Consider the following 14103-nt stretch of genomic DNA (forward strand, 5'->3'; position numbering starts at 1 on the left):
AAATGAGAGGGTTTCATGGGCTTCCTACAGCTAGGCCTCAGCCGGCCGATCACGCAACACGCGGAACGGAATTGCGTTCCAATCCCGCGTCTGCTTGCCGCCAAAATGCGGCGACCATGAGAGGGATATAGCCGGAAGGCCCCTGAACGGCGCCTGAATGGGCTGTTCAGCCCATGCGCAGGTACCTAGACGCGCACCAGCCGGACATGCGGCGGTGGGGGCAGTTCGATCCGGATGGGGTCGCCCGGGGCGATCACGCCACCGGTAAGCACGATGCTCATGATGCCGGCCTTGCGCACCAGATTGCCCTCGCTGTCGTGGTCCAGCGTGGCGGCCATGAGGCCCTTCTGGTAGCGGTCGAGCTGAACGCAGGGATTGCGCAAGCCGGTGACCTCAACGACCGCTTCGGGTCCGATCCGCAACCGCGCGCCGGTCGGAAGGCCGAGCAGGTCGATACCCCGGGTCGTGATATTCTCGCCGATCGTGCCGGGCGAGACGGCAAAGCCTTGCGCCTGCAGTTCGTCGAGAAGTTCCTGATGGACGAGATGAACCTGGCGCAGATTGGGCTGCGTCGGATCCTGGGCCACGCGCGAGCGATGCTTGACCGTCTCGCCCAAATGGGCGTCTCCCTCGACGCCCAGCCCCGCGATGAGCCGAATGCTCGGCTGCGGCTCCTTGCTGAAGCCATGCACCGCGCTTTTGGAAACGGCAACGACGCCGGCGTTCATGGAAGCGGCCCGATCTATGTCGCGTCGGCCGGTCCGGTGACGACCGGAGTATCGGAGGCCGAACCCCATTCGGCCCAGGAGCCGTCATAGAGCGCGACATCCTTGGCCCCGATCGTACCGAGGGCGAGGGTGAGGATCGCGGCGGTGACGCCCGATCCGCAACTTGTGACGATCGGCTTCGAAACATCCACGCCGGCCGCGGCAAACGCCGCCTCGATCTCGGCTGCGCTCTTCAGCTTGCCATCGGCAATGAGAGACCCGGCCGGCACATTGCGGCTGCCGGGCATGTGCCCGGAACGCAGGCCGGCGCGGGGCTCTGGCTGCTCGGCGCGAAAGCGTTCGCCCGGCCGGGCATCGACGATCGTCGCGCTGCGGTCCGCCACCAGGTCCCGCATGTCGGCGATCGAACGCACCTGCGCCGCGTCAAGCTCGGCATGGAAGGTCTTGGCGGCCGGTTTGGCTTCTCCGGTCTCGACCGGTCGGCCTTCGGCGACCCATTTCGGGAAGCCGCCCTCAAGGATCCGCACATCCTTCGCGCCCATGACGCGAAACGTCCACCAGACGCGCGGCGCCGAGAACAGGCCGGCGCCGTCATAGACGACGATCGTCTGCGTATCGGAAATGCCGAGCTTACCGACCGTCGCCGCGAATTGCTCGGCCGAAGGCAGCATGTGCGGCAGGCCGGAGCTGGTGTCCGCTACCTTGTCGAGATCGAAATAGACGGCGCCTGGAATATGCGACGTCAGGAACTCGGCGGCGGCGTCCCGGTTGGCATTCGGCAGGTACCAGGATGCGTCGACGACGGAGATCGACGGGTCGCCCAGGCGGTCGGCAAGCCATTCGGTCGAAACGAAGGTGGTGGCGCGGTCGATCATGTCCGTCTCCCGAAACTGGAATGCGTTGGCGGCGTCAGGCGAAGCGGATGCGCACGCGCCGGTTCTGCTTGCCCTTGTTCTCGATCTTGGCCACGACCAGGGCGCCGATCTCGCTCGTCGTCTGCACATGCGTGCCGCCGCAGGGCTGCAGATCAATATCGCCGATCCGCACGAGACGGACGCGACCGCTGCCCATGGGCGGCATCACGCTCATCGTCTTGACCAGATCGGGATTGGCGAGGAGTTCCTCGTCGGTAATCCACTCGGTCGAGACGGCGTGGTCCGCGGCCATGAGCGCGTTGAGCTTTTCCTCGATCGCCTCCTTGGCCGGCACCGCGCCTTCAATGTCGAAATCGAGATGCCCTTCCTCCGCGCCGATCCGGCCGCCCGAGACCGGGAAGGGGAGCGCAACCGTCAGGAGATGCAGGCCGGTGTGGATGCGCATGTGGCGATGGCGTGTTGCCCAGTCCAGGTGCTGGACGAGCGTTTCGCCGGGCGAGGGCAGGGTGGAGCCCTCCTCCGGCACGTGCACGATTTGGCTCTTGCTGTCGCCATAGACCGTGGTCGCGATCTTGATCATCGAGCCGTCGGCCCGCTCCAGCGTGCCGGTATCGCCCGGCTGGCCGCCGCCGGTGGCGTAGAAGATCGAGCGGTCCAGCAGGATGCCGCCCCGCTCGTTGATGCCGACAACCCTGGCCTCAGCGGTCGAAAGATAGGCATCGTCGCGGAAGAGCAGGGTCGTTTCGGTCATTACAGCGCCTTTTCGTAGGGGACGGATATGTCCGTGTGCCGTTCCAGCCAAGCGGGGACCGGCAATCCTTTTTCGCGCAGGAACGCCGGATTGAACAGCTTCGATTGATAGCGGGTGCCATAGTCGCACAGGATGGTAACGATGGTGTGCCCGGGTCCGAGCGCCTTGGCGAGGCGGATCGCGCCGGCAATGTTGATGCCCGACGAACCGCCAAGAACCAGTCCCTCATGCTCGGCGAGGTCGAAGACGACTTCCAGCGCCTCGGTGTCGGTGATCTGGTACGCGGCGTCGACGGGGGCGCCTTCCAGGTTGGCGGTGATGCGGCCCTGGCCGATACCCTCGGTGATCGACGATCCCTCGGCCTTCAGCACGCCGGTGGTGTAGTAGCTGAACAGCGCCGCGCCGAGCGGATCGGCCAGGGCAATCTGGATGCTGGGGTTGCGTTCTTTCAGCGCGATGCCGATGCCGGCGAGCGTCCCGCCCGAGCCGACTGCCGACACGAAGCCGTCGACCTTGCCGTCCGTCTGCGCCCAGATCTCAGGGCCGGTCGTTTCGATATGCGCCTGCCGGTTCGCGACATTGTCGAACTGGTTGGCCCAGATGGCGCCATTCGGCTCCGTCTTCGCCAGTTGCTCGGCGAGGCGGCCGGAGAGCTTCACGTAGTTGTTCGGGTTCTTGTAGGGGACCGCCGGCACCTCGATAAGCTCGGCGCCGGCAAGCCGGAGCGCGTCCTTCTTTTCCTGCGACTGGGTCTCGGGAATGACGATGACCGTCTTGAAACCCAGCGCGCTCGCGACCAACGCCAGACCGATGCCGGTATTGCCGGCGGTTCCCTCGACGATCGTGCCGCCCCGGCGGAGTTGCCCCTTGGCGATCGCATCGCGGATGATGAACAGCGCCGCGCGATCCTTGACCGACTGGCCCGGATTCATGAATTCGGCCTTGCCCAGGATCTCGCAGCCCGTCTCCTCGGACGCCCGGCGCAGGCGGATCAGGGGTGTGTTGCCGATGGCTTCGATGACGGAGGGGAGAACGGCCATGATCGCTTTCTTGAACTGGAGGCAGGGAGGCTAGCGGGCCCACAGACTGGCTTTAACCGGACCCGCCCGGCAAAGCACCATTCCCCGGCAGCTTCGACGCGTGCGAAATATCATGCTTCATTCCTCCGCAATTCCGGAAGACGAATCCACATCATCCTCGCGCATCTGGGCAAAGGCGCGCAAAGCCCGCTCGCGTGTAGCACCGAGATCTACAATCGGCTCGGGGTATTCGGCGACGCCGCCAGATTTCCACGGGGCATGAATCTGCTTGGCGGGCACATCCGCCAGCTCGTGGACATGGGCTCTCACATAGTTGCCCATGGCATCGAATTTTTCGCCCTGCAGGACGGGATTGAAGACGCGAAAATAGGGCGCGGCATCGGCGCCGGAACCCGCGACCCATTGCCAGCTGGCCGGGTTGTTCGCGGCGTCGGCATCGACCAGCGTGTCCCAGAACCAGGCCTCGCCGGTGCGCCAGTCGACCATCAGGTTCTTGATCAGAAACGAAGCCGTGATCATACGGACGCGATTGTGCATGAAGCCGATCCGCCAGAGTTCGCGCATGCCGGCGTCGACGATCGGAATGCCGGTCCGGCCCTGCTGCCAGGCGACCAGCGCGGTCTCGTTGACGGCAGGCCACGGAAAGGCGTCGAACCGCGGCTGGAAGTTGCGCGTGGCGAGATCGGGCTGGTGGAACAGCAGGTGCCAGGAGAATTCGCGCCAGCCGATCTCGGACAGGAACTTGTCTATATTGGCCTGCCCGATCTTTGCCGTATCACCGAGCGCCTCGGGCGATACGCCATGCCAGAGCTGGAACGGGCTGATCTCGCCGAAGCGCAGATGCGGCGACAGGCGCGATGACGCGTCGGCGGCCGGCTCGTCGCGATGGGCCGCATAGTCCTTCAGCCGCTCCGCGCGAAAGGCCCGGAACCGTGACTGCGCGCCGGCTTCGCCGGGCGACCAGCTGGCCCGCAAACCGCCAGCCCAATCCGGCCGGGTCGGCAGAAGCTTCCAGCTTTCGAGGTCGTCGGATCGGAGGTTCGCGATCGGCGCGGGAAGGGTCTTCGGGGCCGGAAGCGGCGCGCGCGGCGTTTGCGCCCGGCAGGCGTTCCAGAACGGCGTGAAGACGCGAAAGGGCTGGTCGGCCTTGGTTCGCACCGTCCAGGGCTCGAAAAGCAGGTTGGCTTGGAAGCTCTCGACCTCGGCGCCCTTTTCCTTCAATGCCGCCTTGATGGCGGCATCGACGGCGCGCTCGCCGCCGCCATAGCGGCGGTTCCAGAAGACGTGGCCGGCATCGATTTCGGCCGCCAGCTCCAGCAGCACTTCCTGCGCCGGGCCATGCCGCAGCACGAGCGTCTGCCCCTGTTCGGCCAACGCCTTCCCGAGCGCAGCCAGCGATCCGTGCAGCCACCATTTGGACGCGCCGCCGAGCGGGCGGATGCCCTCGCTCATCTCGTCGAGAATGTAGAGGACGACGAGCGGGGCTGCGATCTTCGCACCCGCCGTCAGGGCGGGGTTGTCGGCAAGGCGCAAATCATCACGCAGCCAGGCCAGCGTGGGCTTCAGGTTATCGGCCATGTCACTCCGCCGGTGCGAATTCTTGCGTCTTCATCCGGTCAATGCGCGCCCAGCCCGGCCGTTCAAACAGGAAGCGCAGCCGCGTGCCGCGCACCGCCCAATAGAGCAGCAGCGGCACGAGCACGCCCATTGCCGTCACGATCAGCGATACGGTGCCGAGATCGGGAATGACGCCGGTGCGCAGCAGAAGAACGCGGGTCGCCGCCATCGGCAGGAAGAAGGCGAGATAGATGACGATCGAATGCTCGCCGCAATAGCGCAGCGGCACCATGAGATCGGCCTTGGAAAGCAGGGCCGAGAAGGCGACGACGGCGCAGGACCCAAGGATGCCAAATCCAAGCCCAATAAAGGGCATTTCGGAGACGCCGCCAAACACCGCGAAGCCGTTGATGAGGCCCCAGGCGACCAGCCCGAGCACCGCCAGGGCCGGTTGGGCGATGACCGCCGCGGCAAGACGGAATACCTGCGGCGCGAACAGATAGCCGGCATAGAAATAGACGAAGCGCGAGGCGAACTCGTCAGGAATCGTCCAGCCTGTATGGATCGGCGCGATTTCCAGAACGGCCGCAGCGAGCAGCACGATCCAGGACGGGACGCCGCGCAGCAGCTTGGTCACGGCGAAGAAGATCGGCAGCAGGTAGATGAACCAGAGCGTGCCGAACGGCTCGATGAAAGCAAGCAGGAACTGTCCCAGTGCTCCACCGACACCCTCTTCAGCCGCCATGCCTGGCGCCTTGAAGGCGAACTGGATGACCAGCCACAAAACGTAGAAATAGGCGAAGTGAACGATCTTACGGTCGGCATAGGTGCGCCAGTCGCGATCGATGACCTTGGCGAGGAACAATCCCGAGATCAGGAAGAAATCCGGCATCCGGAAGGGGCGGGCGAAGGCGACGACATGGCCGAGCCAGCTCTCCGCGCCAGCGGCCTTCTCGACGCCGAGCGTCGAATGCATCATCACCACCATGATGATGCAGAACCCCTTGGCGTAATCGACCCAGTCAATCCGGGCGCGTCCCGACATTGATGCTAACCCCGTTTGGACTGCGAGCAAGACGAAGAGCGGGAAGCGTCGATCCCGTGAACGGACAAGGCGGCAGGGAAACCCGCCGCCTCGTGGAGTCAGGATCGTCGCGTGCGCTTACTGGATGCCGCGCTGGGCGGCGCAGTTCTTGGCGACGGCGACTTCGATCAGGGCGATCCGTTCGCCGCGCACATGCGCCATGAACTCTTCATAAGTCGGATTCGGCGTCCGGATACCGAGCAGGATAAACTGCAGCGTCGGGTTGCGGCGAAGCTCGTCCCAGCTGTTGTTGTTGCTGGAGATCGGCACGTTCAGCGCCTGGATCCGGCTGGCGATCTCATCGCAGGAGAGATTGCGGAACTGGCTCGAATCGACCGGCTGGATAGCCTCGGTCTGCGCGCTGGCGGCGGTCGCGCCGGCAACAAATCCCAACGCTGCCAGTGCGATCAACGAAAAGCGTCTCATCATGGTCTCCTGTCGCCGAAGCCGAAAATAGGGTTCGGCGCAATATAGAACGACGGGCGCCGCTTTGCATCGCGCTTTGCTGGCATGGCTAACGCCGCCTGCACGGGAAGCGCGAAACTCAATCGTTCTGCAGCAGCGCGGCCTCTTCCTCGGAGAGGCTGGCGGGGCGGACCGAGCTTTCTGGCAGGGTGACGGCCGATCCCGAAGCGCCGGCCTGGAGAATGCCCTCCAGGATCTCCAGAACATGCAGCGCCAGTTCGCCGGATGCGCGCGGCGGCGAGCCATCGCTAAGGGACCGCGCGAGGTCCGCGACGCCGAGCATACGGTAGTTGGCGCGATCGGGCGCGTCATAGGGCCAGTTGATGCGGCCGTGCAGCGTGTCGGCGGTGGAGAGTTCCTGCCATGGCTCGCCCCGGGCGCTGAGACCGACCGTGCCGCCAAACGTATCGGGATCCGGCAGGCGCATCGATCCCTCGGTGCCATGCAGCTCGATCGGATGATTGCTATGCCGGAAGACATCCCAACTCATGCCGAGGGTGACGCTGGCGCCGGAGACGAACTCGATCAGCGCCATGATGGTGGTCGGCGTGCCGACGGGAAAGGTGGTGCCGTGGTTCGGTCCGGGCGCCGTGATCCTGCGCTCCACCTCACCGATCGTGCTCAGCGCCATGACCCGCTTCGCGGGACCGAGCAGATTGACCAGCATGGTGACGTAGTAGGGGCCCATGTCGAGGACCGGGCCGCCGCCCGGCTGGTAGTAGAATTGCGGCGCCGGATGCCAGTGCTCCATGCCGCGCCCCATCATGAAGGCCGTTCCGGCGACGACCCGGCCGATGGCGCCCTCATCCATCAAGCGCCGCGCTAGCCGGCCAGCCGCGCCCAGGAACGTGTCGGGCGCCGAACCGATGGCGAGGTTCCGCCGCTTGGCCTCCGCAACCAGGGTGCGACCCTCCGCGGCCGTGGCGGCGAGGGGCTTTTCCGTGAAGACATGCTTGCCGGCCGAGAGCGCTGCCATCGAGATTTCGAAATGCGCGTTCGGGACCGTCAGGTTCAAGACGAGATCGACATCCTCAGACGCCAGCAGCGCGTCCACGGTCAGCGCGCGGAGACCATACTCGCCGGCTCGCCTCTGAGCCGCTTCCGGCTGCATGTCGGCACAGGCGCGCAGTTCCACGCCTGGAAACAGGGTGGCATTGCGCAGATAGGTGCTGGCGATGTTGCCGCAGCCGATGACGCCAATTCCCAATCGCTTCATGTCTGTCTCCCCCGACTTATGCCGCGGTGCGAGTCCTCCCCCGAACTCGCACTCTGCGCCTCGATGCGCATTCGTGCATCATCATGCTTGACCGTTACGCATAAAACAGCAAGCATGATTTCAACGAACCGTAGTCGACGCGCGCCGGGCGCGGCGTCCGCAAACGTGGAATCCGCGCATCATGCTGCAGATCGGCTGCCAGACCTATACCTGGGAAATGCTCGGCGACCGCTGGAGCGGCGGGCCGGACGATCTGCTCGACGCAATCGCCAGCGCCGGCTATTCCGGCATCGAGATCACCGACACCATGATCGGCTCCTATGCCGGCCAGCCGGAGGCCTTTGGCCGCGCGCTCTCGGCGCGGGGACTGGAACTGGCTGCCTTCGCCTGCGCCAGCGACAGCGGCTACACCGAGCCCGACCGGCTCGCCAGCGACCTTGCCATGATCGATCGCACGCTCGATTTCGTGGCGGCGTTTCCAGGCGCGGTGCTGTCGCTGGGGAGCGCCACCGTGATGTCGCCGGGCGATCGCGAGGGAAAGTTCGCGGCGGCGGCGGAGCTCTACAACGCGGCGGCCGAGCTGGGCGAGAAGGCGGGCGTGCCGGTCGCCGTGCACCCCAGTTCGCACCACAACACGCTGCTGTTCAGCCGTGCCGATTATGACCGGCTATTTGCCCTGACCGACCCGATCCGGCTCGGCTGGGTGCCGGATACCGGCCATATCCTGCGCGGCGGCATGGATATTCTCGACACCTTGATCACCTATCGCGACCGCATCCGCTACCTGCATCTGAAGGATGTCGACGCGGCCGGCAACTGGCGGATGCTGGGTTCCGGCATCTGCGACACGCGAGCGGTGGTCGAGATCGTCACCGCGAGCCCGAACTTCAACGGCTGGCTCGTGCTCGAAGAAGAATCGGACGTCGCCGCCGCTGACCCGGCCAAGGCCGTCCGGACCAATCGCGAGACGATGCGAGCCCTGCTCGCCTGAACGCCAAGAAGGATATTTTATGCTCACGAAGGACGCGCGCAGGCTGCGGGTTGGCGTGCTCGGCTGCGGCCCGATCGCCCAGTTCGCCCATCTCGAATCCGCGGTGAAGGCCCGCAACGCCGACCTCTACGCGATCTGCGACGCGGCGCCCGACCTGCTGGCGCGCATGGGGGCGACCTATGAGCCGACCAAGGCCTATGCCGATTATGACGCTATGCTGGCCGATCCCGAGGTCGAGGCGGTCGTCGTCGCGATCTCCGACAGCTTTCACGTGCCGATGGCGATCCGGGCGCTGGAAGCCGGCAAGCCTGTGCTCTGCGAGAAGCCGCTCGGCGTCAATGTCGAGGAGGTGGAGGCGCTGAAGAAGGTCGTCGAGCGGACGGGCCTGATCCTGCAGGTCGGCCACATGAAGCGCTTCGATCCGGGGCTGGAGGCCGCGGAAAAGTTCATCCAGACCGAGATGGGCCAGATGCTCTCGCTCAAGGCCTGGTATTGCGACAGCACCCACCGCTACACGATGACCGACGCCGTCCAGCCGCTGCCGATCACTAGCAAGCAGGCGAAAAAGCCGAGCGAGAATCCCAAGGCGGACCTCAGGCGCTATTTCATGCTCGCGCATGGCAGCCATCTGGTTGATACCGCCCGCTTTCTCTGCGGCGAGATCACCGAGGTCCGGGCGCGGCTGCTGGAGCGCTTCGGCGCCTATAGCTGGTTCGTCGAGACCAGCTTCGCCAATGGCGTGCTCGGCCATCTCGACCTGACGGTCGCCGTCCGCATGGACTGGTTCGAGGGCTTCCAGCTCTATGGCGAGAACGGCAGCATCATCGCAAAGACCTACAATCCCTGGTATTTCAAATCGAGTGATGTCGAGATCTTCTCCGAGAAGGACGCGACCTATCATCGTCCGCTCGGTGCCGATGGCCACTTCTTCCGCCGCCAGCTCGAAGGCTTTGCCGACACTGTCCTGAACGGCGTGCCGCAGCGCGGCGCCAATATCGATGACGGGCTCGCTTCCGTTCGCGCCATGGCGGCGATTGCCGAGTCGGCACGCAGCGGCAAGGCGGTCCGCGTCGCGGACATGCAGGGGGCGGTCTGATGCGCCTCGGCATCTTCGCGAAGACGTTTTCTGGTAGCCATCCGTTAACCGTACTGGCTGCAGTCAAGGCGGCCGGCTACGAGACCGCGCAGTTCAACATGGCCTGCGCCGGATTGCCGGCGATGCCGGATGAAATCCCGGCGGAGGCGATCGCGGCGATCCGCCAGGCGGTCGCCGAGACGGGCGTCGAGCTGGTGGCGCTTTCCGGCACCTACAACATGATCCATCCCGACGTCGCGGTGCGCGAAGAGGGAATGCGCCGGCTCGGCTTGCTGCTCGACGCCGCGCGAGAACTCGGCGTTCCGCTGGTGACGCTCTGCACCGGTACGCGCGATCCATTGGACCAGTGGGCGCACCATCCCGACAATGCGAAACCGGAGGCCTGGGCCGACCTCCTGGCCGAGATGACCAAGGCGGTGGCGCTGGCAGAGGCTGCGGGTGTCGATCTCGGCATCGAGCCGGAGCAGGCGAATGTCGTCACCTCGGCCGAGGACGGCATCAGGCTGGTCGAAGCGATCGGCTCGGAGCGAATCCGCTTCGTGCTCGATCCGGCCAATCTGTTCGAGATCGCCGACCGCGACGCGGCGCGGACGATCGTCGCCGACGCGGTCGAGCAACTGGCGGGCCGGGTTGCCATGGCGCATGCCAAGGACCGCAATCCCGATGGCAGCTTTGCCACGGCTGGAACCGGCGTCGTGGACTTCCCGGACTTTTTCGCGCGGCTTCGGGCGGTCGGCTTCGACGGTCCCGTCGTGACCCATGGCCTCTCGGCCGAGGAGGCGCCCGGCGTCGCCCGCTATCTGTCGAGCCTGTTGCGGCCATGACCCATTCGACCTTCCAGCGCGACGATGCAGACCTCAGTGTCTTCGACAGCGGGACAGGCCTGCCGGTCGTGTTCCAGCACGGGCTCGGCGGCGACAATGCCCAGGTGGTGGAGAATTTCCCGGATGGTCCCGCCTATCGCCGGCTGACCGTCGAATGCCGGGCGCAGGGCCAGTCGCAATCCGGCACCACGCGGCCGTTCTCGATCTCCATGTTCGCTTCCGACATCCTCGCCGTCTGCGACGCGCGCGGCATCGATCGCTTCGTCATGGGCGGCATTTCGATGGGTGCCGCGATCGCGCTGCATATCGCCCATCGCCATCCCGACCGCGTCGCCGGTCTCGTACTTGCGCGTCCGGCCTGGCTGTTCGATGCGGCACCGGAAAACATGCGGCCCTATGCGCTGGTCGCGGTGCACCTGCGACGTCATCCGCCGGAACAAGCCAAGGCAGCATTCGCTGCCTCGCCGCTGGCATTGGATCTCGCCATGCATGCGCCCGACAATCTCGCCTCGCTGCTGAAGTTCTTCGATCGCCCGGAGCCTGCCGTTACCGCGGATCTGCTGGGCGGCATCGCGCTGGATGGACCCGGCGTCACCGAGGCGGAGGCGAGGGCGCTCGACGTGCCGACGCTGGTGATCGGACATGGCGTCGATTCCGTCCATCCGCTCGGCTATGCGCAGCGCCTTGCCGAGACCATCCCTGGCGCCCGCCTGGCGGAGATTACTCCCAAGGCGACCGACAAGCCGCGTCATATCCATGAATTCCGCAGCGAACTGGACAGCTTCCTGCGCACCCTCGATCCGTCCCGGGAGACGAACCCATGACCGCTACCAACAAGCCCGCCGCCGGCTGGCTCCAGGCCCTGCCGCGCGACCGAATGCTCGGCGAATTCTCGCTATGGTCGGCCGATCTCTGCAACATGGAGCGCGATCTCGCCCGCATCGAGCCGCATGTCGATATCTGCCATATCGACGTCGCCGACGGCCATTTCGCGCCGGCCCTGCTGTTCTTTCCCGATCTCGTCGCCCGCATCCGCGGCCTGACGCGCAAGCCGCTGCACGTGCACCTGATGGTCCAGGACAGCATCCTGCTGTCGCAGATCGAGCAGTTCGCGGAAGCGGGCGCCGACCTCATCTCCATCCACGTCGAAAACGCCGCCGTGGCCGAAGAGGCGCTGGCGCGGATCGCAGAACTCGGCGTCGAGGCCGGCATGGTGGTGCGGCTGGAAACCCCGCTCGAGACCGTGAAGCCGTGGCTTTCAAAACTCGCCTTTGTGACGCTGCTCGGCACGGCGATCGGCGTGAAGGGCGTGGGGCTCGCGGAGGAAGCCTGTCCGCGGCTTCAGGCCGTCCGCGCCATGCTGAAGGAAGCGGGCCTTGAGGACTCCGTCCGCCTCGCCTCCGATGGCGGCAACCGGCACGATACGGTGCCGCGCCTGCGCGCCGCCGGCGCCGAGACCGTCGTGCTGGGCTCGCTCGCCTTCGGCGATCCCGATCTCGCCGCCCGCATGGCGTGGCTGCACGCGCTTCCCGGCCCGTGCGAGGCGGCATGACGCGCGCGGCGCTTGCCATCGATCTCGGTGGCACGGACCTGCGCGCCGCCGTCGTCGAGGCGACCGGCCGCGTCGCCGCCTTCGCATCGACGCCGACCGACGCGCAAGGGGGGCCTGACGCCGTCATCGACCAGATGGTGGCGCTGCTCGGTCAGGTGCGCGCCGAGACGCCGGAAGCGGACATCGTCGGCCTCGGCGTTGGAGCGCCCGGTCCTCTCGATCCCGATGCGGGCATCGTCGTCGATGCGCCGACGCTCGTCGGCTGGCAGAACGTGCCGCTCGCCGCCATCCTGTCCGAGCGCCTCGGCGTCGCCGTCCGACTGGAAAACGACGCCAACGCGGCCGCCCTCGGCGAGTGGCGCTTTGGCGCCGGGCAGGGGACGCAATCCCTCGTTTTCGTGACCGTCTCGACCGGCATCGGCGGCGGCGTGATCGTCGACGGGCACTTGCTGCATGGACGTCGCGGTCTTGCCGGAGAGATCGGTCATATGGCGGTTTCCGAGCGGCCGGTGCGCTGCGCCTGTGGCGGTCTCGGCTGCTGGGAGGCCTTTGCCTCGGGCACGGCGCTGGCGCGCGAGGCTAGCCAGTTGGTGGCGTCCGGCGGCGCGCCCGAGATCGGCCGTCTCGCCGGAAGCGATCCGGTCACCGGCCGGCATGTCGCCGAGGCGGCCCAGCAGGGCGACGGACCCGCGCTGCAGCTGCTGGATGAGGAAGCCCGCTGGCTCGGCGTCGGCCTGACCAATCTGCTGCATCTCTATTCGCCGGAACGGCTGATACTGGGCGGCGGCGTCGGCAGCCTGCTGCCGATGATGCAGGAGCGCATCCGGCGCACGATCGGGGAACGGGCGATGGCGGCGTTTCGCGACGTGCCGGTGTTCCAGGCCGCGCTCGGGCGCAATGCCGGCCTTGTCGGCGCCGCCAGCCTCATGCTTCCGGAGGCATCATGAGCCAGGACGACGGCCACGCGACGGGTCCCACCGAACCGGACGCAGCGGGCGGTGCGCTGCCGGCGCTGCGCCACAGCCGGCTGCTGCAATACCTGCAGGACCGCGGGCAGGCGACCGTCGCCGAACTCGTCACGCTGCTGGACGTCTCGCGCGATACGGTGCGCCGCGATCTCGACCTGCTGGAACGACGCGGGCTGCTGGTCCGGACCCATGGCGGCGCGGTCACCAAGGATCGCCTCGTCCGGGTCGACACGACCATGGGCCTGCGCATGGACGAACATGTCGAGGCCAAGCGGCGGATCGGGCAGGCGGCGTCCGACCTCATCCGCGACGACGAAACGCTGATCCTGAATGGCGGCTCGACGATCTGCTTCTTCGCGGCCGCGCTGGGCGGGCGGCGCAGCCTCACCATCGTGACCAACAATTTGCGTCTGCCGGCCGTGGTCCCGGAAGGCAGCATCCAGTCGATCCACATCCTCGGCGGGTCGTATTGGCCCAACTACCAGGTGACGATCGGCGCCATCGGCTTCGCGGCGGTCGCCGGCATCCATGCCGATACGGCGGTCATCGGCTGTTCCGGCGTCTCGGCTTCGGGCATCTCGATGACCAAGCTGGACGAGGCGGCGCATACCGCCGGCATGATCGGCGTCGCGTCGCGCACCATCGTCGTGGCCGATCAGAGCAAGTTCGGCATCACGGCCTTCGCCAACATCGCGCCGCTCGATGATCTCCAGTGCCTCGTCACGGATGCCGAGCCACCGCCGGAACTCGCCGCCGCGCTGGAGCGGGCAGGGGTGCAGGTGATCGTCTGCGGGGAGTGAGGGCGCGGCCTGGTTGTAAAGATTTGATCCGCAGCCCGAGCGGGCTCGTCGCCCCGGCGAAGGCCGGGGCCCATAGGCACAGGCCTTTCAAGGCTCAGCACAATTTCTGGTCAGGGGCGGTGGGTATGGATCCCGGCCTTCACCGGGATGACGGCG

Annotated in this window: 15 protein-coding genes; 7 read left to right on the forward strand and 8 right to left on the reverse strand. The window is 66.4% G+C overall.

Annotation, left to right across the window (positions count from 1 at the left end):
* Positions 1-185: 185 nt before the first annotated feature.
* The 8 genes from ACHMWQ_RS14940 to ACHMWQ_RS14975 form a co-directional block, all read right to left on the reverse strand.
* Entirely contained in the window at positions 186-728 is a 543-nt protein-coding gene (locus ACHMWQ_RS14940) for an MOSC domain-containing protein (RefSeq protein ID WP_396308054.1), read from the reverse strand.
* 14 nt (positions 729-742) lie between these two features.
* On the reverse strand, positions 743-1603 hold the full coding sequence (gene sseA, locus ACHMWQ_RS14945; RefSeq protein WP_396308055.1) for a 3-mercaptopyruvate sulfurtransferase: 861 nt from the start codon (positions 1601-1603) through the stop codon (positions 743-745).
* 34 nt (positions 1604-1637) lie between these two features.
* The gene (locus ACHMWQ_RS14950) at positions 1638-2354 is read right to left on the reverse strand and encodes an alanyl-tRNA editing protein (RefSeq protein ID WP_396308056.1); all 717 of its coding nucleotides are present in this window, start codon (positions 2352-2354) and stop codon (positions 1638-1640) included.
* Entirely contained in the window at positions 2354-3394 is a 1041-nt protein-coding gene (locus ACHMWQ_RS14955; RefSeq protein WP_396308057.1) for a cysteine synthase A, read from the reverse strand. The genes ACHMWQ_RS14950 and ACHMWQ_RS14955 overlap by 1 nt, the downstream gene beginning before the upstream one ends.
* A gap of 117 nt (positions 3395-3511) precedes the next feature.
* Entirely contained in the window at positions 3512-4972 is a 1461-nt protein-coding gene (locus ACHMWQ_RS14960; RefSeq protein ID WP_396308058.1) for a cryptochrome/photolyase family protein, read from the reverse strand.
* A 1-nt stretch (position 4973) separates the two neighbouring features.
* On the reverse strand, positions 4974-5996 hold the full coding sequence (locus ACHMWQ_RS14965) for an acyltransferase family protein (protein WP_396308059.1): 1023 nt from the start codon (positions 5994-5996) through the stop codon (positions 4974-4976).
* A gap of 117 nt (positions 5997-6113) precedes the next feature.
* Positions 6114-6461, reverse strand: a complete 348-nt coding sequence (locus tag ACHMWQ_RS14970; RefSeq protein WP_396308060.1) for a hypothetical protein — start codon at positions 6459-6461, stop codon at positions 6114-6116.
* A 118-nt stretch (positions 6462-6579) separates the two neighbouring features.
* Positions 6580-7716: a Gfo/Idh/MocA family protein gene (locus tag ACHMWQ_RS14975; RefSeq protein ID WP_396308061.1), complete on the reverse strand. Its 1137-nt coding sequence runs from the start codon at positions 7714-7716 to the stop codon at positions 6580-6582.
* A 181-nt stretch (positions 7717-7897) separates the two neighbouring features.
* On the opposite strand from ACHMWQ_RS14975, the gene ACHMWQ_RS14980 reads away from it, so the two are divergent.
* From ACHMWQ_RS14980 to ACHMWQ_RS15010, 7 genes are read left to right on the forward strand one after another with little or no spacing between them, the layout of a single operon-like run.
* Positions 7898-8707: a sugar phosphate isomerase/epimerase family protein gene (locus tag ACHMWQ_RS14980; RefSeq protein WP_396308062.1), complete on the forward strand. Its 810-nt coding sequence runs from the start codon at positions 7898-7900 to the stop codon at positions 8705-8707.
* 19 nt (positions 8708-8726) lie between these two features.
* A complete protein-coding gene (locus ACHMWQ_RS14985) occupies positions 8727-9803 on the forward strand; it encodes a Gfo/Idh/MocA family protein (RefSeq protein WP_396308063.1) in 1077 nt (358 codons plus the stop codon).
* Positions 9803-10627 carry a sugar phosphate isomerase/epimerase family protein gene (locus ACHMWQ_RS14990; protein WP_396308064.1) on the forward strand — a complete coding sequence of 275 codons (825 nt, stop codon included), beginning with the start codon at positions 9803-9805 and terminating at the stop codon, positions 10625-10627. Before ACHMWQ_RS14985 ends, ACHMWQ_RS14990 begins: the two co-directional genes overlap by 1 nt.
* The gene (locus ACHMWQ_RS14995; RefSeq protein WP_396308065.1) at positions 10624-11451 is read left to right on the forward strand and encodes an alpha/beta fold hydrolase; all 828 of its coding nucleotides are present in this window, start codon (positions 10624-10626) and stop codon (positions 11449-11451) included. The genes ACHMWQ_RS14990 and ACHMWQ_RS14995 overlap by 4 nt, the downstream gene beginning before the upstream one ends.
* On the forward strand, positions 11448-12179 hold the full coding sequence (locus ACHMWQ_RS15000; RefSeq protein WP_396308066.1) for a ribulose-phosphate 3-epimerase: 732 nt from the start codon (positions 11448-11450) through the stop codon (positions 12177-12179). Before ACHMWQ_RS14995 ends, ACHMWQ_RS15000 begins: the two co-directional genes overlap by 4 nt.
* Complete coding sequence (locus ACHMWQ_RS15005; RefSeq protein WP_396308067.1) at positions 12176-13126, forward strand: ROK family protein; 951 nt, start codon at positions 12176-12178, stop codon at positions 13124-13126. The genes ACHMWQ_RS15000 and ACHMWQ_RS15005 overlap by 4 nt, the downstream gene beginning before the upstream one ends.
* A complete protein-coding gene (locus ACHMWQ_RS15010) occupies positions 13123-13947 on the forward strand; it encodes a DeoR/GlpR family DNA-binding transcription regulator (RefSeq protein ID WP_396308068.1) in 825 nt (274 codons plus the stop codon). The genes ACHMWQ_RS15005 and ACHMWQ_RS15010 overlap by 4 nt, the downstream gene beginning before the upstream one ends.
* Positions 13948-14103: the final 156 nt, after the last annotated feature.

The sequence above is a fragment of the Kaistia sp. UC242_56 genome (assembly GCF_044452255.1).
Taxonomy (GTDB): domain Bacteria; phylum Pseudomonadota; class Alphaproteobacteria; order Rhizobiales; family Kaistiaceae; genus Kaistia; species Kaistia defluvii_A.

Excerpts from the sequence above, each read along its gene's own strand:
- ACHMWQ_RS14990 (WP_396308064.1), top strand. The coding sequence starts at position 9,803 with ATGCGCCTCGGCATCTTCGCGAAGACGTTTTCTGGTAGCCATCCGTTA.
- ACHMWQ_RS14970 (WP_396308060.1), bottom strand. The coding sequence starts at position 6,461 with ATGAGACGCTTTTCGTTGATCGCACTGGCAGCGTTGGGATTTGTTGCC.
- ACHMWQ_RS14940 (WP_396308054.1), bottom strand. The coding sequence starts at position 728 with ATGAACGCCGGCGTCGTTGCCGTTTCCAAAAGCGCGGTGCATGGCTTC.
- ACHMWQ_RS15010 (WP_396308068.1), top strand. The coding sequence starts at position 13,123 with ATGAGCCAGGACGACGGCCACGCGACGGGTCCCACCGAACCGGACGCA.
- ACHMWQ_RS14960 (WP_396308058.1), bottom strand. The coding sequence starts at position 4,972 with ATGGCCGATAACCTGAAGCCCACGCTGGCCTGGCTGCGTGATGATTTG.
- ACHMWQ_RS14995 (WP_396308065.1), top strand. The coding sequence starts at position 10,624 with ATGACCCATTCGACCTTCCAGCGCGACGATGCAGACCTCAGTGTCTTC.
- ACHMWQ_RS14975 (WP_396308061.1), bottom strand. The coding sequence starts at position 7,716 with ATGAAGCGATTGGGAATTGGCGTCATCGGCTGCGGCAACATCGCCAGC.
- ACHMWQ_RS15000 (WP_396308066.1), top strand. The coding sequence starts at position 11,448 with ATGACCGCTACCAACAAGCCCGCCGCCGGCTGGCTCCAGGCCCTGCCG.
- ACHMWQ_RS14955 (WP_396308057.1), bottom strand. The coding sequence starts at position 3,394 with ATGGCCGTTCTCCCCTCCGTCATCGAAGCCATCGGCAACACACCCCTG.
- sseA (WP_396308055.1), bottom strand. The coding sequence starts at position 1,603 with ATGATCGACCGCGCCACCACCTTCGTTTCGACCGAATGGCTTGCCGAC.
- ACHMWQ_RS14985 (WP_396308063.1), top strand. The coding sequence starts at position 8,727 with ATGCTCACGAAGGACGCGCGCAGGCTGCGGGTTGGCGTGCTCGGCTGC.
- ACHMWQ_RS14980 (WP_396308062.1), top strand. The coding sequence starts at position 7,898 with ATGCTGCAGATCGGCTGCCAGACCTATACCTGGGAAATGCTCGGCGAC.
- ACHMWQ_RS15005 (WP_396308067.1), top strand. The coding sequence starts at position 12,176 with ATGACGCGCGCGGCGCTTGCCATCGATCTCGGTGGCACGGACCTGCGC.
- ACHMWQ_RS14965 (WP_396308059.1), bottom strand. The coding sequence starts at position 5,996 with ATGTCGGGACGCGCCCGGATTGACTGGGTCGATTACGCCAAGGGGTTC.
- ACHMWQ_RS14950 (WP_396308056.1), bottom strand. The coding sequence starts at position 2,354 with ATGACCGAAACGACCCTGCTCTTCCGCGACGATGCCTATCTTTCGACC.